The sequence below is a fragment of the Indolivaga capnocytophagoides genome, from assembly GCF_036511535.1.
In the GTDB taxonomy this organism is placed as follows: Bacteria; Bacteroidota; Bacteroidia; order Bacteroidales; family Dysgonomonadaceae; genus Dysgonomonas_A; species Dysgonomonas_A capnocytophagoides.
The window spans coordinates 4,065,217-4,090,166 of sequence record NZ_AP028867.1 but is presented as its reverse complement, the minus strand read 5'-3'; the positions used below and the strand labels follow the sequence as shown (position 1 = coordinate 4,090,166).

At 40.2% G+C, this 24,950-nt stretch carries 17 protein-coding genes; 5 read left to right on the top strand and 12 right to left on the bottom strand.

Features of this window, described 5'->3' with window-relative positions:
• Window positions 1-60: 60 nt before the first annotated feature.
• The 3 genes from AABJ51_RS16330 to AABJ51_RS16320 all read right to left on the bottom strand — a co-directional run bounded on the left by AABJ51_RS16330 (window position 61) and on the right by AABJ51_RS16320 (window position 3,455).
• Complete coding sequence (locus AABJ51_RS16330; RefSeq protein WP_338373410.1) at window positions 61-756, bottom strand: porin family protein; 696 nt, start codon at window positions 754-756, stop codon at window positions 61-63.
• Window positions 753-2,552, bottom strand: coding sequence for a LysM peptidoglycan-binding domain-containing protein (locus AABJ51_RS16325; RefSeq protein WP_321577304.1), 1,800 nt, complete (start codon window positions 2,550-2,552; stop codon window positions 753-755). The genes AABJ51_RS16330 and AABJ51_RS16325 overlap by 4 nt, the downstream gene beginning before the upstream one ends.
• A gap of 168 nt (window positions 2,553-2,720) precedes the next feature.
• Entirely contained in the window at window positions 2,721-3,455 is a 735-nt protein-coding gene (locus AABJ51_RS16320; protein ID WP_134436791.1) for a lysophospholipid acyltransferase family protein, read from the bottom strand.
• Between the two features lie 223 nt (window positions 3,456-3,678).
• Here AABJ51_RS16320 and AABJ51_RS16315 point away from each other — a divergent pair, with 223 nt between their 5' ends.
• Window positions 3,679-4,476 (top strand): LicD family protein, encoded by a 798-nt coding sequence (locus tag AABJ51_RS16315; RefSeq protein WP_338373409.1) that lies wholly within the window; start codon window positions 3,679-3,681, stop codon window positions 4,474-4,476.
• Between the two features lie 56 nt (window positions 4,477-4,532).
• Here the strand turns inward: AABJ51_RS16315 and AABJ51_RS16310 are convergent, their stop codons facing one another.
• The 3 genes from AABJ51_RS16310 to AABJ51_RS16300 are packed head-to-tail and all read right to left on the bottom strand — an operon-like array spanning window position 4,533 to window position 9,031.
• A complete protein-coding gene (locus AABJ51_RS16310) occupies window positions 4,533-5,099 on the bottom strand; it encodes a GDSL-type esterase/lipase family protein (protein ID WP_338373408.1) in 567 nt (188 codons plus the stop codon).
• Between the two features lie 25 nt (window positions 5,100-5,124).
• Window positions 5,125-7,038, bottom strand: a complete 1,914-nt coding sequence (locus tag AABJ51_RS16305; protein ID WP_338373407.1) for a DUF3858 domain-containing protein — start codon at window positions 7,036-7,038, stop codon at window positions 5,125-5,127.
• A gap of 10 nt (window positions 7,039-7,048) precedes the next feature.
• A complete protein-coding gene (locus AABJ51_RS16300; RefSeq protein WP_321577303.1) occupies window positions 7,049-9,031 on the bottom strand; it encodes a DUF3858 domain-containing protein in 1,983 nt (660 codons plus the stop codon).
• A 353-nt stretch (window positions 9,032-9,384) separates the two neighbouring features.
• Between AABJ51_RS16300 and AABJ51_RS16295 the strand changes: the two genes are divergently transcribed.
• The 4 genes from AABJ51_RS16295 (at window position 9,385) to AABJ51_RS16280 (ending at window position 16,116) form a co-directional block, all read left to right on the top strand.
• Complete coding sequence (locus AABJ51_RS16295) at window positions 9,385-10,560, top strand: efflux RND transporter periplasmic adaptor subunit (protein ID WP_338373406.1); 1,176 nt, start codon at window positions 9,385-9,387, stop codon at window positions 10,558-10,560.
• The gene (locus tag AABJ51_RS16290) at window positions 10,557-13,700 is read left to right on the top strand and encodes an efflux RND transporter permease subunit (RefSeq protein WP_338373405.1); all 3,144 of its coding nucleotides are present in this window, start codon (window positions 10,557-10,559) and stop codon (window positions 13,698-13,700) included. Before AABJ51_RS16295 ends, AABJ51_RS16290 begins: the two co-directional genes overlap by 4 nt.
• Window positions 13,697-15,082 (top strand): efflux transporter outer membrane subunit, encoded by a 1,386-nt coding sequence (locus AABJ51_RS16285; protein ID WP_338373404.1) that lies wholly within the window; start codon window positions 13,697-13,699, stop codon window positions 15,080-15,082. Before AABJ51_RS16290 ends, AABJ51_RS16285 begins: the two co-directional genes overlap by 4 nt.
• A gap of 95 nt (window positions 15,083-15,177) precedes the next feature.
• On the top strand, window positions 15,178-16,116 hold the full coding sequence (locus AABJ51_RS16280; protein ID WP_338373403.1) for a DMT family transporter: 939 nt from the start codon (window positions 15,178-15,180) through the stop codon (window positions 16,114-16,116).
• Between the two features lie 92 nt (window positions 16,117-16,208).
• Here the strand turns inward: AABJ51_RS16280 and rhaD are convergent, their stop codons facing one another.
• The 6 genes from rhaD to AABJ51_RS16250 form a co-directional block, all read right to left on the bottom strand.
• Entirely contained in the window at window positions 16,209-17,018 is an 810-nt protein-coding gene (gene rhaD, locus AABJ51_RS16275) for a rhamnulose-1-phosphate aldolase (protein ID WP_338373402.1), read from the bottom strand.
• A gap of 75 nt (window positions 17,019-17,093) precedes the next feature.
• A complete protein-coding gene (gene rhaT, locus AABJ51_RS16270) occupies window positions 17,094-18,125 on the bottom strand; it encodes an L-rhamnose/proton symporter RhaT (RefSeq protein ID WP_338373401.1) in 1,032 nt (343 codons plus the stop codon).
• A gap of 195 nt (window positions 18,126-18,320) precedes the next feature.
• The gene (locus AABJ51_RS16265; RefSeq protein ID WP_338373400.1) at window positions 18,321-19,580 is read right to left on the bottom strand and encodes an L-rhamnose isomerase; all 1,260 of its coding nucleotides are present in this window, start codon (window positions 19,578-19,580) and stop codon (window positions 18,321-18,323) included.
• An 89-nt stretch (window positions 19,581-19,669) separates the two neighbouring features.
• Entirely contained in the window at window positions 19,670-21,148 is a 1,479-nt protein-coding gene (locus AABJ51_RS16260; protein ID WP_338373399.1) for a rhamnulokinase, read from the bottom strand.
• Between the two features lie 305 nt (window positions 21,149-21,453).
• On the bottom strand, window positions 21,454-23,679 hold the full coding sequence (gene bglX / locus AABJ51_RS16255) for a beta-glucosidase BglX (protein WP_338373398.1): 2,226 nt from the start codon (window positions 23,677-23,679) through the stop codon (window positions 21,454-21,456).
• Window positions 23,680-23,808: 129 nt separating this feature from the next.
• Window positions 23,809-24,909 (bottom strand): family 16 glycosylhydrolase, encoded by a 1,101-nt coding sequence (locus AABJ51_RS16250; protein WP_338373397.1) that lies wholly within the window; start codon window positions 24,907-24,909, stop codon window positions 23,809-23,811.
• Window positions 24,910-24,950 lie beyond the last annotated feature (41 nt).

Below are 24,950 nucleotides of genomic sequence, written 5' to 3'. Positions count from 1 at the left end.
TGTCGGACCGTCTTTCATTTATATTTTTTTGGAGCAAATACAATTTGCACTGAAAAGAACTTAAAAAGCCTTGATATAATAAGTCAGCTTTGCTGAAATAACACGGTTTGCAGATCGTGAATAGGGATCTTGTTTCTTGTTATTATATATATCTCCAAAGCCCATGTAATAACGGCCTTCGAGAGCAAAATTTCCTATTCCCGTACGGATCTCGACTCCCATTCCGGCAGTGATACCGTAATCTATCTTCTTTTGGGCTTTTAAACCATATAAGTCTGTGGAGTAAACAGTAGTATCGGCTGTAACAAGCCATTCGTCAAAAGCGTCATTAGTCTTTTCCTTGTCGCTCAATAAGATCCCGATCTGAGGTCCCAGATTGAAAAAGAAACGGGTTTTATCACCAAAGTAAATATGGGTAAGCAAAGGTATGCTGATATAATTAAGCATATGCTGATGTTTGTTAGCCACCAATGTTTCGTCAGCGAATTTAGTTTCCCATCCCATTTGCGAATAATTCAGCTCACCGATAAGTCCCACATTTTTATCAGAGATATATCGTACTGAAATTCCACCCTGATATTGCATCATGGATTGAGTCTTGAAGTTCAATTTTGTACTCGTAGGAACGATACTCATTGAAGAAAATGTAGGCCCAAAGCCAACCCCGATATTCCATTCGGGAGTAAACTTGTTCTGGCCGTAAGACTGTAGAGAAACCGACAGTAATAACAAACTGATCAGCAATAATTTTTTCATTTACCGTATTCGATTTTATCTATACTACCATTCGATTTATAATGGATCAGGTAGAATCCATTATTCATGAATCCCCCATCGGATCTTGTCCGTTCAAAAGTAAACGGAGTCTGTAATGACGGAACTGACAGGTTACCCATCTTATTCTGAAAATCAGAGCCATAATTCAAATAAGCAGTCAAGAAATACAAGCCGGTATCATACCCCAGCATTCCATATTTAGGATATGTATTTATCAAAGACTTATTGTTATACCAGCCCTTATAGTTCTGGATAAACCGGGATACTTTATAGTCCGAATCATTTGCATAAAACGGAGTATAAAAGTATGTATCATATTTTCCAAACTCGGCTTGATACTGATTGTAAGTCTGCCACTCGGTATGTCCGAACAAGGTGAGGCTCACACCTGGCTTTTCGGCTGTAACAGACGTTAATGCCGGGAGTACCGCCTGCAATGCCTGAACTGAACCCGAAGCTGGAATAATCACATTCTTACGGGTAGGATCTATCGCCAAGGCAAGATTAGCAGTCAAGCTCTGATTAGCTGCAATTTTCCGAATTCTCCCTCCCGAACGAGACAGATAGCTTTCGAGAGTCGATACAAATTCTTTCTTATCATCGGCATAACCTGTTATACAAATAACATTGGCTCCGGCAAATATCTGTGTAAATATCTTAGATACGTTCACATACAATTCTTCGTGCGGAGTATTAACCTGAAATACCTGTGTATTATTCTGAATCTCCTGCTTTTTGGTAGGGAACGGAATCACATATTTGATTCCTTGTTTCTGTGCAAATGCGGACATTATTGATATTTGATCGGGAGATACCCCTCCGATTACCATATCCAGATTTTTCATCTCATAAGTATCAAGCAGGCTCCTTAACTTTGCAGTACCCGTTTCCGACCCCATATCAAAAACATATACATTGGCAGATAAACCTTTTGCTTTCATTTCCTGCAAAGCAAGCAGAAACCCTTCGTAATATTCGAGAAAACGGGCACTCTGTCCTTCCGATTTATTCAGAAACGGCATTATCACGCCGATATTCAATCCGTTTATATCCTGCAAAGTAGATTTTACAGGTACAGTCTGGACAGTATTTACAGATTGAGCAGTTTCGGGAATAGCAATTATCATTCCTTGCTTGAGTCCATCCCTCAACACCGGATTTAGTTCAATAAGTGCCTCGGGAGTAGTATTGTACAAACGGGATATTCCATACAATGTCTCTTTAGGCTCTACCGTATGCTGTCTCAGTTCTTTTGCTGTCGGACGGGGTTGAGTAAAAACAGGCACGGAACCACCCACATCACCCATCGGTATAACCAACCGCTGACCTACGTACAACGGCTTCTCGTTCAACTCAGGATTAGCAGCTACGATATCCTCCAAAGTTATTCCATTCAGTTTACAAATCGAATACAGAGTTTCTTTGGCTTTTACAAAATGCTGACGCACTCCATTGTATTGTGCTCCTGAGTTTTGGACTTGAGTTTGAGGTGCAACTACCGTTCCATTGTCGGGAACTTTAATAGTCGATCCTATTTTCAATCCGTTTTCTATTTCCGGATTCAGTATATAAAGATCTGCAACGGCTACATTATACAGCTTAGATATGGAGTAAGCAGTTTCTCCTTTCGAAACGACATGCGACCTATACTTTTTCTCAACCTGATTGAATGTAATCTCATTATTTATCCCGAATATCCCTGACGAAGCCTCTAGTGATGACACCAATGCTATACAGCTTAAAATTAGAATGGATTTAATACTTTTTAAATTCATCTTTTTATACGTTTTAAGGTCTCAGACCTTATTTATTGTCTTAGTAAGTAATTAATAACCTATAATAATATATCATTAAATACTTACAGTTACTTATGATCACAAAGGTATAAAATATAGCGGAATTCTACTATAAAAAGATTCGGGCTCAAAGATCAATTCTAAGATTTATCTGAATTCTGGCCATAATCCCGATTCGATAACCTGACGGCTCTCGTCTATCAATCGCTGGATATCATCAGCATTAAGCCCTTCGGTCGGAATCGGATCATGCACAATAATTTCCATTGTCTTTCCGAAGTGCATTGTCGATGTGTTTCTTTTCAATACGTTATAAGGACCATTCAGGGTTATAGGCACAATAGGCAGCTGCATCTGTGTAGCTATCACATAAGCCCCTTTCTTAAACCGTCCCATTTTGGCATTCAGAGTCCTTGCTCCTTCAGGAAATATAACCATCGATACGCCTTCAACCAGCTCTTTTTCGGCTTTAGCTATCGTATGCAGCATCGCTTTCGAATTGGAGCTGTCTACAAAAACATGACCTGCTATTTCGGAAGCTTTCCCTACAAAAGGTAATTTTCTCAATTCAGCTTTTTGTACCCATTTGATATTCTGATTCAGATAACCATATGTCAGAAAAATATCAAAGGCGCCCTGATGGTTAGCTACAAACACATACGATTTGTCAGGATCGACCTTCGGATTCGGCTTCACCTTTATTCGGCATAAGGCAGCCCTGCAGACTATCTTAGACCAATACTTCGGAGGAACATATCCCCAGAATTTATGTTTTCCGATTGTACAGCCACACATAACCAACACTGCGGTTATGATAGTAACAATCACCAGTATTGGTGTAAATATCAACCATTGATAGAGAAAAGAGAAAACAGTCTTCATCTAAGAAACATTATTGATCAGATAAACAAAAATACATTTTTTTACAATTGTGTCAGTATAAGGCTTTCCTTTTTTTATATGTTACATAACTCAAATTCATTTCATAGACGTATAAAGATATCATATCATGCATCAGCCAGTCTTGTAACTTATAACTAAACAACAGAATTATTTCAAATACTGATTTACATTATTTACTTTTGCACATCCCATTATCGAAAACATGTCTGAAAATCTAAACGAATACAATCCTGAAGGCTCCGAATTAAGAAAACTTCAACTAAAGATGCTTGATATTTTAATTACGGTAACCTCCATCGCCGATAAACACAATATACCCTATTGGCTGAGTGGTGGAACCCTGCTTGGAGCTGCACGTCACGGTGGATTCATTCCATGGGATGACGACATAGACATTGAACTTCTCTGGGATGACTACAAAAAACTGTTGAAAATTCTGAGGAAAGACCTGCCCGACAGCCTATATCTACAAACCCCAGACGACAAGGGGTACCGTTTGCTTTTTTCGAAAGTAAGAGACCGCTACTCCATTGTGCACGAAGAAGATGACAACCTCGACAGATATACCGAAAAAGGCGTGTATATAGATATATTCCCAGAGGAAAGGAGTTACAAACCCCTGAAAAGTTTTGTTGATTATTTTTATGGAAGAGGATATCGGCGAATAAAAAGAGGACGCCCTTTTCACTCTTTCAAATATTTTTTCGAATATTCGACTTCGTTGATCATGTATCCTTTAGGTACTGTATTCAAATGGGCTGCGCGATTATTCTGCACGCTAACCAAACCTGATAATATATTACACAGCTACGGTATAGGGAATACCACAAATCATCATGCATCATATATGTTCCCGACCAGTACCATCGTATTCGAAGGAAAAGTATTTTCGGCTCCTGCAAATCCTGATGCATACCTAAGTAAACAGTATGGAAACTATATGCAGATTCCACCGAAAGATAAACGGGCGACACACTTTCTGAAAGTCACCTACAAATAAACAATAATAGCTGTTACCGTTTTATGCTTGAAGGCTCAACAAGAAAGCCCGAGATCTTAACGTAAGACCGAAATAGCCTGCTGAATAAGAGGTTTCATCAAGGCATAGCCTTTTGCGTTTGGATGTATATCGTCCGGAATGTATTTTCTTGCCATTACCCCCTTGTCTGTAAGCATGGGAGCAAAACAGTCGACATGCATAATATGCTCTTTCAGGGCAAATTCTTTTATTTTCAGATTGAGACTCTGTGTCCGCTCCTGTGGATTTTCGATATGAATTCCCCACCCGAATACACTTGTATAAGGAACCGATAGCAATATGACTTTAATTCCATGGAAATCGGCAAGTTCTGTCATTTCTATTATATTCCGCATTGTTTCATCCTCTTTATAAGGACCGCTTTCGTATTCGGAGATATCATTAAGTCCCCCTTCTATTACTACAATCGAAGGTTTAAGAGCGATAACATCCTCTTCGAACCGAGCCAATATCTGACCCGTAGTCTGCCCCCGGATACCTTTGCTTATATAATGATTGTCTGCAAAAAACAACGGATCTTCTTTCTCCCAATATTCAAATATTGAATCTCCTATAAAAACCACCCGTTCTGAAATATCTGACATAAGTTAAAGCCGCTATCTTTTTTCACTATAACTTTTTCAATACCATTTTTTGCTTTAATGCTGAATTTATCTTATTGAAAAAGTCTTTAATTTCCTTATATTTACTTTTATCATATTGACCCGAATAAATGTCAATCATTTGATTATACAATATCCGGTTATCTTTTTTCTCACTCTTACATGTAAATAACCCGAAAGAGCTGTCAATGTTCATTTCTTTGGGTAAAGATTCCACATCAAAGCCTTCAGGCATAACAAATGTTATAGATATCGTATCGGTAAAACCTTTGCTTATATAAATATCATGAGCCCTGTTTTGAGCTGTCAGTACAGGTATCCCTGATTGCTTCATCGGATAAATGGGCACAAACAAACGGCTTCCGGTTTTACTGGCAAAATCAGCCGCAGTAAATGGAGCAGATAATGATACCGACGGATATTGGGACTTATCAACGGAAGCTTCTATCTGCCCAACCTGAACTTTGGGTATCTGTACATTAGAGTTTATATAGCGGATCAGGCGTTCCCTGTCATTTGATTCTATCACTGAAAAACTCTGCTCGAATCCATCCAGATATTCTTTCAGAGCTAAGTCTCCTGTTACGCCTCCATTTTCATCAAGAACGAGTTTCACAGCCGACTCTATCTTATTTTCCTTGTCAGTATACGATGGTAACCGTTTCAGTACACCTCCTTCGCTTGTAATAACCAGCGCATCATGTCCGGCAATGTCCTGATGTATATATCCGAACGGCAAAGTCTGATTTGTACATTCGAGCCAAAGGCTATCTTTTCCGTCAGGAACCATCAGTATGACATGGTCTGCTTGATTAAAATTTGGATAATCAGCAAACAGTTCCTTTTCTTTTAAACTTATCACACAATAATAAGACGGAATGTCAATCGCTTTCAACAGGGCTCCCATGTAATTCGTTAATCCTTTACAATCACTGAATCCAGACTTCGAGACAGTCATGGCATCCATCGGCTGAAATCCGCCTATTCCCAGCTGAATACTCACATACCTGGTATTTTTCTGCATGTATTCAAACACAGCCTTTACCTTTTCTTTGGTCGTTTTATACTGTACAGTCATATTTTTTAACTGATCGACCAAAACTGGCGGCAACTGATCACGGCCCTTCAACAGCCCGTTAACCCATAACCCGTAATTCTTCCAGTCGGTCATATTTCCACAGTACGAATCATAACAAAAATCAGAAGGAGCCATCAATGTCCTTGGAAAAATCGCTCTGTACGAGGGAGACAATGCTTCATATTCTACCGCAGGTAAATTTTCAGCTGAAGCCGTATATACGACAGAAGTTGCGGTCTTTTCTTCCGAAAGTACCAGATCTCCTGAACTGTATTTCCGTAAAGTAAGGTTAGAGGGAACTTCAATCCTTATTGAGCTGCTTTCGACTGAGGTATAGAATCCAAGATATGGATAAAAAGGAGGATAAACGACTATCCCGTTTTTCCATTTCTCCTGACATTCATATTCAACAGTATAAGGATAAGCTGCACTTTTATATGAATACATAATATCAACTGCATCAGTCGCTAAAGCTCCGTCCGAAATAGTAGAAGTAATAAGATCACTCTTTTTGATCTTCCTGACAACGTTTCCGGCAGCATCCCTTACAATTCCCGAAAAAGAAGATAACTCACGGAACTTATCACCACTAAAACTAAAATCACCGTATTCTTCTCCCTGTTTGTTCAGCACGGTAATCACCTTTGTGTATTTGTAAACAGCATGGTTTATATCCGATTGGACAAAATCCTGCCGGTTTAACCGCACTACAGCATAAGCATTCTTTTTCAAACTATCGGCAATTTCCGATACCGGATAAGACAGCTTATCGGCACTATATGCAGAAAAACTGAACGCAATAACAAGTATAAACAAAACACAACGGAAAGCTTTATTAATCATAGCCTTATTTTTATAATGCGACTTTTTTCAACACGATCTGATTTCCGCTCTGTTGTACGATTTTAGCAAAGAAGTCCTGCAAATCGGGATAGGTATCCTGTAAAAGGATCAATTTATTGATCTGTAAACTGTATTGTAATTGTATTTTATTTCCGGAAGCCAATACACGATATAGAAAGATCAGATCATTATCACCATACACCACTTTAGCCGACTGAGGTATTTCTTCTACAGTATAGTTATCAGGTATATTAATTGATATTATTTGCTTATAATCCGTTACACTTCCAAAATTAATTGGAAATTTACGGGTCTCAGCTTTAAACGGATTCTCCGTATATAATTTTTCCACCAAGGGATTTAAATAAATCATATCGCCGTTCTCCTGCTTATCTTTAAGATAGGTATAAGCTATTCTGACATCCGTACCCGCTGTATCTATTCCGTTGATCGAAAAGTCTTCTATTTCACCACCGCCGAGCCTCGATGTCAGTTTCTCTATGTATTCATTCCGGTCTTTATAGTTTTCATACGAATTTTTAAATACCAAAGCAGCCTCTTCTCTCATCACATCTCTTACGGTCATCTTCATTTTATCATCGGTAAAGCCTATTGTGGCAATCATTCCATAAACAGATTTTGAACATGACGACAAGTCATTCCATCCCGAATAGGCTGCATCAATTATACGAGCTTGTTGCACCATACATTTTTCGGGTAAAACATTCCATGCTCCGAATTTTGCAGCAGCATCGGTATAAAATAAAGATGTATCTATTTTCACTGCGGCAATCGTGTAATTCAATTCCGACACCGATGGATTAGCTAAAGGCAGACGTCCTTTATTTCTTACACTCATTACCACAGGATAAGCCTCAAAACCTCCTGCTTTAAGAGCATTTATCAATAAGAAATTAAGGTCGGCACTATTTCCGATTTTCTTATTCAGGGCATCTTTCAGATTTGTCGGTTCCAAATCACTCTTCTCATTCCATTTGACTTTTGCTTTCACTAAGTCAAGAATTTCGGAAGCTCTCTCGATTGTCTGGCCTTTGTTTGAGATTTCATCCTTAAACAATCCGCTTTTTTTCAGGTTTCCGCCGAAAGATGACGCATCCAGCAAACGCTTGTCGACATCAGACCATGAGGCAGTCAGGGATTTTATGGTTGACCACGGATATTTTATAGATCTCAATTCGAAACTAACCTTTGTGATATAATCATTCAAAGACCAAAGGAAGGGCTCGTCTTTTATTGCGGGTATATCTTGCCCGGAAAAAGAGTATTTTTCCGCTAATACAGACACTCGGTCTGAACGCATCGATCCATTATCATCCCTGTAACTGACATGGAAAGATACATTTTCGGGAGTCCTTTTAGTTGCTATTCTTTCATATCCCTGCATATTTACGTTATAAGAATAATATTCGGGTATTATAATTTCATATGAAGTATAAAGAGTCGGCACTGAAGCCTGAAACACAAATTCACGCAATTCATACAGATATATGGAAGTTATCGTATATTTATATTCTACGACCGACCCTACTTTTGCTCCCGGCATGGAGAATTTTTTAACTTTCCACAAGTTTTCGACATCTTCATCGAAAATATAATCGTTTGACAACTTTGTCTTTACGATCTTGCCATTTTCCAGATTATATGTAGTACCACTCAAACCTATGATCTTTTCGCCGGTAGAGCGACTTTCCTGATAATACGAAATACTCTGATTACAAAGATCAAGCCCCTCGTTTTTAAGAATTTTCATGCGGACTTTCAATGTATATTCAAACTGAAACCCATTCACTTCATTATAGATAAAACGGGTCTCTCCTTCTTTGGATAAAATAACGGCAGAAGCAGTAGAATCCTGCGGATAAACTGTCATATTCAGCTCATCCATTGTCGCATTACCGAATTTAGTTTGAGAATAGGATAAACATGTAGAAACCAATAGCATCAGTATTAAAAAGCCTGCGTGTGTTTTCATAATTATTTTTTTGTGTTTACTTACGTAAAAGTATATAAATTTTTAATAAAAAAAACATTTATACGATTACTTTCACAGATACAAAACATGCAAATATAGAACACCAGACCAAATCTTTTAAAATCTGTTCTGCAAAAGGCTTTAAAAACTTTAATAAAGTCAAAAAAAGCCTTAATCAACCTATCGTTTGACGTTGTCTGTGCATCATTATGCTAAAAAGCAAGTCTTATTTCTGATTTCAGATTATTAACAGACTAAACATTTTTCAAAATAAGACTGTTTACATTTCTAAAGGTTTATCTGAAACAAGACATCTTTTTTCTGAAACAAGCACATGAAATATATGAATCACTATGAGATATAATAAAATCTTTATTTTTTCGGCATGCTGTATACTATTACTTGCGGCCTGCAAAAAACACGAAGTAAAACCTCCGGTTGTAGAAGTCGAAGACGTTTCGAACGACAACATTCAAATATACGGCGAATATGTAGGGCTTATAAAAGCAGCCCGCAAAGTAGAGATCCATGCACGTGTAGAAGGTTTTCTTGAAAAAATGACTTTCAATGAAGGAAAAAAAGTATCTGCCGGAGAACCCTTGTTCTATATAAACAATGCTCCATACAAAGCCAGGGTAGAAAAAGCCAAAGCACAGCTAAAAAAGGATGAAGCTCAGGCAGCCAAATCGCAGCGCGATGTGGAAAGACTGCGTCCGCTATACGTACAAAATGCAGCCAGCCAGCTTGATCTGGATAATGCCGAAGCCGCTCTCGATATGGCAAAAGCAAGTGTACTGATGAGTAAGGCTGACCTCGAACAAGCCGAGTTGGAACTCAGTTATACTGTTGTTCGGTCTCCGCTCTCGGGGTATATCAGTGAGCGATATGTAGACATCGGCACATTAGTCGGAAAATCAGGGACATCACTACTCGCAACAGTAGTACAAAGAGATACAGTACAGGTTGACTTTAAGTTAACATCTCTGGATTACCTCAGAAGCCAACGGCGTAATGTACACTTGGGCGAACAAGACAAAAACCGTTCATGGCAGCCAACCGTTACAGTAACACTTGCCGACAACAGTGCATACAGCGAACAAGGAATCGTAGATTTTGCATCACCGCTGGTAGATCCCAAGACCGGTACATTCGGAGTACGGGCTGTATTACCAAACCCCAATCAGGTATTATTGCCGGGACAGTTTACTCGTGTAAAGTTACTGCTTGACGTTCTCGAAAATGTAATAGTAGTTCCCCGAAAAGCCATATCAATAGAAAAAGGCGGTGCTTTTATATTTGTGATCTTACCAAATAATACTGCGGAAAAACGCTATATAGAAACAGGCCCCGAAGAAAACAACCGTATAGTGGTAACAAGGGGATTAAGTAAAGGCGAAAAAATAGTAATAGAAGGCTATCAAAAACTCACACACGGACAAACAGTTATTGCCCGTACCACTGACGAAGAGAAAAAAATCGTCGATAAGGAAAAAAGCCGTCTCGAAGAAAAGAAGGAGGCTAAACAATGAAAGCTGGATTTTTTATCGACCGACCTGTCTTATCAACAGTGCTATCTCTGTTTATTGTTATAATCGGGGTTATAGGGATCATCCTGTTGCCGATCGAGCAATATCCTCAGATAACTCCCCCTGTTGTAAAAATCAGTGCTTCTTATCCCGGAGCAAATGCAACGACCGTTTCTCAGGCGGTTGCCACCCCTATCGAACAGGAACTGAATGGTACTCCGGGTATGATATATATGGAATCGAGCAGTTCCAATTCGGGCGGCTTATCAATAACCGTCACTTTTGATGTAAGCACAAACGTAGACCTCGCTGCCGTTGAAATTCAGAATAGGGTAAAACTAGCCGAATCCAGATTACCTGCGGAGGTTCTACAAAATGGAATTTCAGTAGAAAAGCAGGCTCCCAGCCAGCTGATGACTATCGCTTTAACTTCTTCAGATGCAAAATACGATGAAATATACCTGAGTAATTATGCCACAATCAATGTTCTGGATGTTATCCGCCGTATTCCCGGAGTAGGACGTGTTTCGAATGTCGGCAGTAGGTACTATGGTATGCAGATATGGGTATATCCTGACAAACTTGCCAGTTTCGGTCTTACTGTAAAAGATTTGCAAGATGCACTGAAAGACCAGAACAGAGAGTCTGCCGCAGGAGAATTAGGCAAACAGCCGATTGTAAATGTAGATGTGTCGACTCCTATTACAGCACAAGGGCGTTTATCCACAGTAGGTCAGTTTGAAGATATTGTAGTCAGAGCCAATAACGACGGATCTTTTATCCGTATGAAAGATGTCGCACGTGTATCGCTCGAAGCATCATCATACAACACCGAGAGCGGATTGAACGGCAAATACGCCACCGTACTGAGTATATATATGCTGCCCGGCGCAAATGCTATGCAGGTTGCCAAAGAAGTAAAAGAAACATTGGTAAATCTAAAAGCCGATTTCCCAGCCGGGATCGATTATCAGATACCGTTTGATATGACCAAATATATATCAGAATCTATCCACGAAGTGTACAAAACTTTATTCGAAGCATTATTTCTGGTAATCTTGGTTGTATTCCTATCCTTACAAAACTGGCGGGCATCACTGATACCTATTATTGCTGTACCGATATCACTGATCGGAACATTCGGCTTTATGCTCATCATGGGATTCTCGCTCAACATGCTTACCTTGCTGGGACTGGTTCTGGCTATCGGGATTGTTGTAGATGATGCAATAGTCGTCGTCGAGAATGTCGAGCGTATTATGGAAGAGAAAAGAGTTTCGGCACGGGAAGCCACGCATATGGCCATGAAAGAATTGGTCGGGGCATTGGTTGCTACTGCTCTTGTATTGGCAGCGGTATTTGTTCCCGTAAGTTTTCTCGATGGTATAACAGGATCTTTATACAGGCAATTTTCGGTAACTATTGTTGTATCCGTAGTTATCTCGGCAATCGTAGCATTAACACTCAGCCCTGCGATGTGCGCACTGATACTGAAGCCCAATCATAAGGAAAAGAATATCGTATTCCGTAAAATAAACGAATGGCTTGCCAAAGGCAACACTAAATACGGAAACCTGCTGGTGAGAGTCATCAACAACCCCCGTCGCATTATGTCAGGATTCGGTATGGTGCTCATTCTCATTTTCGTATTTAACAAAATGACCCCGACGAGCTTTATTCCTCAGGAAGATCAGGGATACTTCACCGTTGAACTCGAAATGCCCGAAGGTTCGACTCTCGAACGTATGCGGACTGTTACAGACCGTGCAATAGCTTATCTTGATGATCACGATGCGGTAGCTTATGTTCAGAATGTAACAGGCTCAAGTCCCCGAGTAGGTACTAATCAGGGTAGAGCCACTCTTACCGTTATTCTTAAATCGTGGGAAGATCGCAGCGAAAGTGTTGAAGAGGTAATGAAAGATGTACAGAAAGAATTTTACGATTATCCCGAAATACGGGCTTTTGTAAGTAGTCCTGCTGCCATACCGGGACTTGGAGGTGCAGGCGGTATAGAAATGAAACTTCAGGCACGATCGGATGCGACATGGGACGATCTGGTCGCGGCGACCGATACATTTATGCTATATGCTGGTAAAGCCAAACAATTTTCGAATGTTTCTTCGTCTCTGCAATCCGAAATACCGCAGCTATATTTTGATGTAGACAGGGATCAGGCAAAACTGTTAGGAGTACCCATCGCCGATATATTCTCCACGATGAAGGCTTATCTGGGTTCTGTATATGTTAATGACTTCAATATGTTTAACCGTATTTATAAAGTTTATATACAAGCCGATCAATCATTCAGGGCAACAGCCAATGATATCAACCTGTTTTTCGTAAAGGCAAGCAACGGCTCGATGATACCTCTGACCGCATTAGGCACAACCAGTTATACGACAGGTCCCGGAAACATCACCCGATTCAATATGTACACCTCATCTTCGATACAGGTTACTCCTGCATCCGGGCACAGTTCCGGAGAGGCCATGTCTGCTATCGAAAACATTGTAAAAGACAAACTTCCCGATAATATCGGTTTAACGTGGAGCGGATTATCTTTTCAGGAACAAAAAGCAAGTGGACAAACAGGGATCGTTATGGGACTAGTATTCCTGTTTGTATTCCTGTTTCTTGCCGCCCAATACGAAAGCTGGACTGTACCGATTGCCGTACTATTGTCCATGCCGATCGCAGTACTCGGTGCTTTTGCTGGTATCACATTATTAAGGCTTGAAAATGACATTTATTTCCAGATAGGATTGGTAACCCTCATCGGATTGGCGGCAAAAAATGCCATTCTGATTGTAGAGTTTGCCAAAATACAGGTCGATGCAGGTATGCAGCCTGTATTTGCAGCGGTACAAGGAGCCAAACTCCGTTTCCGTCCTATCCTGATGACATCTTTTGCTTTCATCTTGGGTATGCTCCCAATGGTTATAGCTTCAGGACCCGGATCGGCAAGCCGCCACTCTATCGGAACAGGTGTATTCTTCGGGATGATTGTTGCCAGTACATTAGGTATTGTAATGATTCCTTTCTTCTTTGTGATGGTTTATAAGGTAAAGAATAAGTTCAAAATACCCGAACTTAAATTTCCCCGTTTCGTATCACAGAGATTCAAAAACAAAAAGAAATGACAAAAATCAAATACATTATCGGCTTTATTTTATTGAGTAGTATCTTTCTCGGTTCATGCAAAATCGGGAAATCGTACCAGCGCCCTGTAATGACCGATATGCCCGACACTTTCGAAACCGACGGATTACAAGACGGATCTATTGCCGATATCGGATGGAGTACACTTTATTCGGATACTATCCTACAGCAACTGATCGGGCAAGCTTTAGATCACAATAAAGATGTACTGATCGCCACAGCCCGTATCAAAGAGATGATAGCAAACAAGCGTATCTCTTTTGCCAATATGCTGCCCGAAATAGGATTAGACGGACTGGCTCAGAGGGAATACCTTAATTATGGCGGAGACAATAAGAAATTCACACCCGAAATTCATGCAGATATCACATTCGGATGGGAAGTAGACATCTGGGGAAAACTACGATGGGCAAATGAAGCAGGTGTTGCCGAATACATGCAGTCGGTAGAAGCTCAAAAGGCATTAATGCTTACTATCATATCTCAGGTAGCTCAAAACTATTTCGAAATGAAAGCTTTAGACCGTGAACTCGAAATTGTAAAACAGACTCTTGAAGCCCGTAAGGAAGGTGTGCGTTTTGCAAAACTCAGGTTCGAAGGGGGCTTAACATCCGAAATAACTTATAAGCAGAGCATTGTAGAATTGGCTCGTACCGAGACCTTGATTCCAAGCCTTGAAAACGAAATAAAGCTGAAAGAGAATGATTTATCCACCTTATTAGGGAGATTTCCCGGTGAAGTACTAAGAAGTAAGACTGATATCAGCGAAATACCCACGCCGCCCAATCTTCCGATAGATCTACCATCTACCCTTTTGAAAAGACGACCGGATGTTGCCGAAGCCGAACAACGGCTGATCGCTGCCAATGCAGAAGTGGGTGTAGCCCTGACCAGTATGTTTCCAAGTCTTAAATTAACAGGAAGAGTCGGTGGAGAAAACTCCGAATTAGCTAATTTTCTCAAAAGTCCCACATGGTTTGTCGGCAGTGCATTGACCGGCCCATTATTTAACTTCGGGAAAAATAAGGCAGGACATAATGCTGCAAAAGCAGCTTATGAGCAAGAGATATACAGCTACGAGAAAACCGTTCAGAATGTATTCAAGGAAGTAAACAATGCCATCAATAGCTTTCAGAAGGCAAAAGAAGTACGTGTTTCACGCGAAAAGCTGTATGAGTCAGTACAATCTTATCAGAATCTGTCGCGTCTGCAATATGTGAACGGCATCATTTCATATATGGATGTACTGGATGCCCAGCGTCAGCTGTTTGATGCCGAAATATCGTTAAATGATGCTATCCTGGCAGAGCTCAACTCGGTAGTTATGCTGTATAAAGTTTTAGGCGGAGGCTTGAAGGAATGATAAAGATAACCGGCTCAAATATATTTAGCTAAAGAATGTATTTATGCTGTTTTATTCAGTAAGTTTGCAGTTCATTCATAAGCATTCGAATAACAATGGCACTTTCGCAAAAACAATTAGGTCATATAACCATGTTTTCGGTTGTATGCTTTTTCGCAGTCAATATTCCCGTAAGTAAGCACATGCTTCAATCGGGTTATATCTCCGCCTACGGGCTGACTCTTGCCCGAATCACTTTTGCGGCTATTGCATTCTGGACAGCATCCCTTTTTACTTCGAAAGATAAAGTCGAACGTAAAGACCACCTCCTGCTATTTGCCGGAGCATTATTAGGTATCATATTCAATCAGGGCTTGTTTATCTTCGGATTAAGCAATACCTCTCCGGTAGATGCTTCCATCATTACAACCAGCACCCCCCTTTTTGCAATGGTTATTGCTGCACTGGTGTTAAAAGAACCGATTACAACCCAGAAAGTATCAGGTGTATTTCTAGGCGCAGTCGGGGCAATATTCCTTGTATATACAAGCCATCATGGAGATATAACGGCCGATTCGAGTATGAAAGGCAATCTTTCGGTAATGGGTAGTTCGCTCAGTTATGCGACCTATATCGTTATCACACGCCCATTGTCTTCGAAATACTCTGCAATAACTATCATGAAGTGGATGTTTCTGTATTCGGCTGTATTAGTTGTTCCGTTTTTTTATAGAGACCTTATAGAAGCCCCATTATTTCAGCAGAGCGAAATAACACCATTTGTTTTGATAGGATATACATTACTCTTTGCCACATTTATAGCCTATATGCTTATCCCCATTGCTCAGAAACGGATAAGACCTACCACCATATCCATGTATAATAACATGCAGCCGCTTATAGCCTCTTTTATTGCTATTATATTGGGACAGGACTCATTCTCAGTAGAGAAAGCCATATCGGGAGTTCTTATTCTGGGAGGTGTATATCTGGTAACACAAAGCAAGTCGAGAGAAGATGTGCTGGCAGGAGAAAAAGATAAAATACCGACATAAGAAAAGAGCCCGACAGAACGCCGGACTCTTTACCCATCTAATCTAATTAAAATAACTAATCTTATAATCAAGTACAAACAAGTCCTTGTGTATTATTTCGGAAGATTGAAAGCTTCTTTTAATGCTTCCATATCTTTCATTGAAGTACCTTCGGGTTCAAATCCCATAGATTTAGCAGTCAGATAAATCTGGGCTGACTTCGATAAAGTATCAACCATATCAAAGGCTTCCATAATGTTTTCACTTACTGAACAAACACCGTGTTTCTCCCACATAACCACGTCATAATCTTTAAGCTCTTCGACTGTAGCTTCTGCTAATTCTACCGAACTCGGCATTTTATAAGGGATAATACCTAATCCTTTAGGACAAAAAGCACGTGTCTCGGGAATCATACTCCACAGTAAATAAGTAAGCTTATCTTTTTTCATAAACTCCGGATTGTGAGTCATGGCAATCAAATCAATAGGATGGGTATGCAGAGCTGCTTTGTAGCCCGAACCGATGCCTACCTGATAGTTATGCATCGACAAATGAGAAGGAAGTTCCGAAGTAGGTTTAACAGGATTATCCGCTATGATTTCATAACTGCTGCAATCGTCAAGAATACGGATTACCGACCCGTTTTCCATTGGCCAGCGAGCAAGATCACGCATACGTCTGTTTGTTCCTTTACAGAAAAAATAACATCCTTTGAGATGAGGTAATACTGTACCTATAGAAACCGGATCACTGATCGGTTTCATATTTCTAATCTCGTCATCCACTAAATCTGTAATATTGATAGTAATATTACCACCGTTACGTTCAGCCCAGCCTTTTTGCCACAAGTAACCGGCCACTTCTGCAACATCTGCTACTTGTTTTGCCAATTCGGGGCGATTATCTAATATTGATTTCATAATATATTTATAACTATTATTTTAAGGTCTATGACCTTTTATTATTTTTCTAAGATTTATAGAGGTCTATGACCTTCATTGCTGAGACATTGCCACCACAATAATGGATGAAATAAGCACAACCAATCCTAATACAAGTATGCCGATTGTCTTACTACCTACTCCTTTCCACTCTTTTAGAACGATACCCCAGACATTACTGAACAATACATTGAGAGACATCAGTATACTCCATGAGAAAGCAAGCAATACAGGACTCTCTGTTAGGAAACTCTTACCCATCTCCAAACCGAAGAACTGAGAGTACCATAATCCTCCTGCTAACGCACAGAACAGAATATTGTTCACCAACGTTCCCGAATCAACAGATGTATATTCTTTTATCGTATTGTTCTTTACGTTCTGCTGAAGGCAATAGATGGCATTAGTAAAGAATCCGCCTAAAGTTACCAAGAAAATAACAGGCAGACCAGCATAAAGAGGTTTAACACCTCCGGCCAGAGCAGCTTCCTTAATCGGAGCTCCGGCTGCAAGCCCTAAAGCAAAACAAGCACTCATCACACCGGCAAGTAAAGCCACCAGAAGACCTTTTGTCAAAGCGAAATCTTTTACAGCTGCTCTTTTTTCTTCTTCAGTCATATTCTTGGACCGAAGGCTACCAGCATACCCGATAATAGCTATACCAGCTATGGTGATCGCTACACCTATCAACAGCATTAACCCTTCGCCATGAAACAAATCTGTTCCGGCAAATAAGGCCGGAAATAATGTACCAAAGGCGGCACATGTACCCAATGAGATACTTTGTCCGAGAGCTACTCCCAGAAACCGCATGCTTAATCCAAAAGTAAGTCCTCCGACTCCCCACAAGACACCAAAAAACATTGCATTGAACGCTCCGCCCGAACCCCAAAGATCAAAAAGGCTTTGCCCTTCGGGAATGGCAAGCAAAGCTCCTAACAAGGGAAAAACCAGCCATGCAAACACACCTTGTACTAACCAAAAAGATTCCCACGACCAACTTTTGATTTTTTTGATTGGCACGTAGGAACTTGATTGACCAAAGCTGCCCAGAGCTATTATTATCAGTCCTATAATTGTATTCATAGATAGATTTTTTAAGGTCTCAGACCTTTTTATTGACTTTGCAAGCATAACACCAATAGCAGGTTATCGCTTTAAAGCACATCATTAAATACTTTCTGTTACTTATATATAGAAAATAGCTTGCAACGGGGTTATTTTGTTGAATTAAATTAACCATGGTAAGTTATACCCGCTGCAAGCCGATTTGCACATAATTTATGATCTCTTAGATGTTACATTTTTTTCATACTTCTGAACAGCAGGAATAAAGTCTTCGCCCACTTCTACATTGCTTGACAAGCAGAAATAATCCCAAACAGCATTCCAAGGAAGGCTCTTCGCTTCTTCCAACAAAGCCAATCTTTCAAAGTACTGACCGTTTGCTTCATACTCACGAAGTTGTGCAAGCGGTTCAAGAAATCCTTGCAAGAATGCTTTTTGAGTCGCACGTACCCCGATCACATAAGCACCGATACGGTTGATAGAAGCATCAAAGAAGTCAAGACCTACGTGTACTCTGTCAAGAGCATCAGCACGTACAATTTCTCTAGCCAATTCGATAGTATCTTCGTTAAGAGTTACTACGTGGTCTGAATCCCAACGTACAGGACGGCTCACATGAAGCATAATTTCGGGAGTGAAAAGAAGCAGAGAAGAAATCTTGTCAGCAACACTTTCAGTTAAGTGGAAGTGACCGGTATCAAGAGTTACTATTTTTTGTTTCTTAGCGCCATAACCCAAATAGAAGTCATGAGAACCAACGGTATAACTTTCAAGAGCAATACCGAATAGCTTAGACTCGATACAGTCTTTCATATTTTTATATTCTGTTGCAAAAATGTCATCCAGAGATTGTTCCAAAATCTGACGGTATTTCAAACGGTTCACTGTCAAATCTTTCATCCCGTCATGAATCCATAAGTTCATGATACATGGATCGTTCTGGAATTTACCGATTGCTTCCGAAATAGCACGGCTGCGTTTTGTATGCTCGATCCAGAAATCACGGATAGCTTTATCAGGATTAGCCAAAGTCAAATCACCGCTTTTTGGATGACCGAAAGAACTTGAATTGAAATCAATCTTCAAATTCTTTTCTTTAGCCCATTGCATCCATCCGGTAAAGTGAGAAGGCTCTATTTGATCACGGTCTACGGGTTTACCTCCAAACTCACCATAAATAGCATGCAGGTTGAAACGGTGAGTACCTCCGATATGAGTCAACACTTCTTCTATATCGGCCTGTACTTCTCCTATATTTCTTGCACGTCCGGGATAGTTTCCTGTCGCCTGAATACCGCTTCCACCTTGGTTTCCTAATGTTTCGAAACCTACCACATCATCAGTTTGCCAGCAATGCAGCGAAATTGATAACTTCTGAAGATTTTTCAATGCTTGTTCTACATCTACACCTACTGCAGCGTAACGTTCTTTTGCTATTTCAAATGACTTTTGAACTAATTCAGATTTACTCATGATTTTATTATTTAGAGGTTAAGGTCACAAGAAGGTCTCAGACCTATTTATTATTTTGTTTGTAAAAAATTTAAACTTGTTACTTACTATTATTTCTTCAATAATAAGAAGAATCGGTTATAGGCCTCATTCCACAACTCTGTATCCTGAGGTTCAAACACTTCGGGAGTCACTGAGTTACTAATTACTTTACGAATATCTTGTAAAGAATCTATCAATCCTGCTCCTTTTGCCTGTATCATAACATTACCGATAGCAGTTGCTTCGGATGGACCCGCAACAACTGGTATACCGATAGAATTGGCTGTTGCCTGATTGAGCAATTTATTTTGAGAGCCACCGCCAATCACATGTAGTTTTTCTATTTTGAATGGGGCTACCTTTTGCAGACAACCCAATACAAATCGATACTTAAGAGCTAAACTATCGAATATACAACGGATAAATTCGGCATGACTTGCAGGCGACTGTTGCCCTGTTTTGCAACAATATACTGCAATTGCCTCAGTCATACTTTCGGGATTGGCAAAGGAAGCATCATCCGGGTCAATCATCGAACGGAATCCCTCAACAGAGTTAGACAAAGCTACAATCTCAGGATATGTATATTTCTGTCCGGCAAGTTCCCATTCTTTACGACATTGCTCAAGAAGCCACATTCCTGTGATATTTTTCAAGAAACGAGTTGTACCGTTTACTCCTCCTTCGTTGGTAAAATTCAGTTCGAAAGATTCATTTGTTATAATAGGATCTTTCACCTCAATCCCCATTAACGACCATGTACCCGAACTCAGATAAGCAAAATTTTCGTTTTCTGCAGGAACAGCTGCTACAGCCGAACCCGTATCATGACCTGCAACCGCAATCACAGGAACTTTATCTATTCCACATTCTTTCATTACACTATCTGCTACATAGCCGATTACTTCGCCAGGCATAACAATAGGCTGCATCAACGATGGACTTATACCCATAGCGTCGAATAATTTAGCTTCGAAATTCTTTGTCCTCGGATTTACAAGTTGTGATGTTGATGCAATTGTATATTCGCAAACCTTTTTCCCTGTGAGTAAATACGAAAAAGCATCCGGCATGAAAAGAACATCAACAGCAGCTTCCAAAGCTGACGATTTTTCTTTTTTTGCTGCAAATAGTTGGAATATAGAGTTGAAATTCATTATCTGAATTCCGGTTGAATCATAAACTTCTTTTTTAGATATAATCTTAAAATATTCTTCGGGCATACCTTCTGTATACGGATCTCGGTATGAACGGGGTTGCCCCAAGATAGCACCATCTTTTCCGAGATAAACAAAATCTACCCCCCATGTATCTATGCCTATAGCATCTATTTTTATACCTTGAGACGCTACTGCTTTCAGTCCGTTTTTCAGCTCATCGAACAATGCGTATATATCCCAATAATATTTATCGTGTATACGTATTATCTTATTGGGAAAACGAGTGAGTTCTTTCAACTCTAATTTATCATTTTGGATAGTAGCTAAAATAGAACGTCCGCTTGTTGCGCCTAAGTCAAAAGCAAAAAAGTGATGTATATTTTTCATGTTTCGGTTTAGATCTGGAATTTAAAGTAACAAAGAGGTCTTAGACCTTAGATGTAGCAAAAGTAATGTTTCACTCTACACTCATATTGTTTTATTTGATTTAGATACTTTGAAAAATGACACACTTATTCTTTTTTATATTTTTTAAGGTCTTATTGGTTTATATGTATTTACAAGAAAAATAGTCGCCATCCCTTTTAATATTGACAGTTTAAAAAAACAAAAGCCGAAAGCTATATAAATATAACTTCCGGCTACCTTTCTAACCTAATACTACATACTCCTGATGAAAGGAGACTTGTTTTTTACTTTATTGAAAATTCTGTTTCTAAACCTTCGGCACTACTAGTTCCTATCCACAATTTGAAGTCTCCGGCTTCGGCTTTTCTCTGCATATCCCTGCCAAAGAAAGCTAAATCGTCTGTAGTTAATGTAAATTCAATTGTTTTCGATTCTCCTGCTTTCAATGCAACCCGTTGAAATCCTTTCAATTCTTTAACAGGACGGGCTATAGATCCGACTAAATCACGGATATAAAGCTGAGCAACTTCAACACCATCTACCGAACTTGTATTTTTGATAGAGACTCTTGCTGTAAGCATTCCACCCATCGGAATAGAGTTTGAAGATAATGCTAAGCCCGAATATTCGAACTTACTGTACGACAATCCATACCCGAATGGAAATAACGGATTTTTGCCCGAATCGAGATAAAATGAGGTATTGCCCAACGATGTCTGACCTGCTTCGACCGGAATCTGATCCAAAGTCATCACGTTACCATCCGGAGCAGGACGTCCTGTATTGTTATGATTATAATACATAGGAATCTGACCTACTTCACGGACAAATGTTGTGGGAAGTTTTCCACTCGGATTGGCTTTTCCGTATATAAGGTCAAAAATTGCAGGCCCTCCCATTGTTCCGGGATGAAAATTAAACAACACCGCATCAGCATAAGGCAGGTCACGCTCAATAGTAAGCGGACGACCTGCCATCACTACCAACACAACCGGTTTGCCTGCACTTTTGACCTCTCTTAGTAAATCAGATTGCACACCTATCAGATTAATATTAGACAAAGAATGAGCCTCTCCCGACAGGATAGATTCTTCGCCCAGAAAAACGATCGCAACATCAGCAGACGCAGCTGCCTGCTTTGCTTTCTCGAAGTTTGCGGTGCTCTTGTCTCTGCTGTACGAGAGCGCAGGTTCGTACACATAACTTATATTCTTAAACTCTGTCTGCAATGCTTTCAATGGGGTTACCGTATGTGCCTTGTCTCCATCGAATACCCATGTACCCATCTGATCATGAGGAGCGTCAGCCAAAGGACCGATAACCGCCACTTTAAGATTAGCTTTAAGTGGAAGCAGATTGCCCTCGTTCTTCAACAGAATAGCAGATTCTACAGCTGCCTTGCGAGCTTCTTGCAAATGAGCCTGTGAATAAATAGTAGATGTTTTAGATGTATCTACATACGGATTCTTAAATAATCCCAGACGATATTTTACACGAAGGATATTCCGTACAGAGTTATCAATATCTGCCATCGCAACTTGCCCCGACTGCACCAGCTCTTTCAGGTATTTCGGATATGTACCGCTTACCATTTCCATATCTAATCCGGCATTAGCAGAAATACGTGCTACGTCTTTTCCGTCTTTCGCATAACCGTGCGCAATCATTTCAGCCATTGAAGCCCAATCTGATACCACAAAGCCATCGAATTTCCAATCTTTACGCAACACATCTTTGAGTAGATAATCGTTGCCTGATGCCGGTATTCCGTCATTATCATTAAATGAAGTCATCAAGGTAGCTGCTCCTGCATCTATCGCCTTTTTGAAAGGAACCAAATACACATTATGTAACAAATGAGGAGGAATATTGGTACTGTTATAGTCACGCCCGCCTTCGGCAGCCCCGTATCCGATAAAGTGCTTTACACAAGCTGCGATAGATGTAGGTGAAGACAAGTCATTGCCCTGAAATCCTTTCACCATAGCCGCACCGAGTTCACCTGCCAGATAAGGGTCTTCGCCTAAGCTTTCGGCAATGCGCCCCCAACGGGCATCTCTCGAAATATCAAGCATGGGAGCAAACGTCCAGTTAATACCCAGTTCACGGGATTCGGTTGCAGCAACACGAGCTCCTGCCTCTACCAACTGAGGATCAAAAGATGCTGCCTGCCCCAATGGAATGGGAAATACCGTTTTCAACCCGTGAATAACATCCCGACCGATAATCAACGGAATACCCAAACGGCTGTTTTCCAAAGCTGTTTTCTGTACTTTATTGACCTCCACCGGATCTATAATATTCAACAGCGAACCTATTTCGCCCTTCTTGATCTGCGTAAGCAACTGATCGTTTGTCTCGTAATAGCTTAACTGATTCATTTGCCCGATCTTCTCATCCAAAGTCATTTTCGAGAGTAAAGCATTTATCTCCTTCTCGTAATTACCTTGCTGAGCATAACCGACCGTAGCATTTAACAGGCAAGCAATACCTATAAGTTTTAATTTCATAATTATATGTTGTTTACAATTTCAGTAACAAAAGTATTTAATGACATACTTCAAAGCGATAACCGGCTCTTGCTGTTATGCTTGCAGAGTCAACAAGGAGATCTGAGACCGCAGTCACTGACCCTATTCTTATTTTTTTTGAAATACCCTTACATAATCGATATGGTAAGTTGCCGGCAGTGCCGATTCATCTACACCCTGAGCTCCACCCCAGTTTCCACCCCAGGCCAGATTTAGTTTGAGATAAAATGCCGCATCAAAAGGCCATGTATCTTTATTGCCTTTTTTATCATTTTCGAAGTAAAACAATTGTTTACCATCAACATAAGTACGGATATAATCTTCAGTCCACTCCAGAGCATATACGTGATATTCAGTCTGGGCAGTTTCGAGGAACATCTCGTTTGTTTTTTCTGTCCCTTTCGTATGATTGTATGAAGTACAATGGATTGCAGAAGAAACGTAATTAGGCCTGTAACCTACTTCTTCCATTATATCAATTTCGCCATCAGCAGGCCAGGCTGTATAGTTTTTAGGCATCATCCAGAATGCAGGCCATGTTCCTTTTCCTGATGGAAGTTTCAAACGGGCTTCGAAATAACCGTATTTCCAGCTTTGATTTGTATTCATACGGATTGAATAAACAGTACTGCCTATCTTTTTGGCTGTTATGGTCAGAATTCCATCTTTAACAGCAGCCAGCTGTTCCGAATCCTGATATCCGGCAACATAGTTTTGCAACTCATTGTTACCCCAGCCTCCGGCACCTGTTTCATACCACCACTCCGATCCGGGTTCCGTACCTTCATCGAACTCGTCATTCCATACCAGCTTATAACCCTCCGGAACTTGTATGTTCGGATCAACCGGGACTTCGGGTTTTGCTGCTTGTTTTACAGTTACAGAAGTACGTCCTGTTCCCGATTTGAATATTACCGTCCCTTCACGTGCAGCGGTATTCGAATTAGCTGCAATAGTAACGGTTACCGTTGCCTTGGTATTAATAGAACTCGATGGAGTACAACTGATCCAGCTTTCATTACTATAGGCTGTCCATTCTCCGGAAGCTACAATATCGATTGTCTGAGTTGCTGCTTTATAATCTACACTTACTTCAGTTGGAGAACAGACCACTGTTTCTACAGGATCGGGATTATCGTTACTGCTGCTACAATTCAAAAACGAAAGCAACAGTACGAATAAGGGCAATTTATCTAAGAATCTCTTCATAATTTTAGAAATGAGACAGTTGTGGATTCTCTTTAAATCCA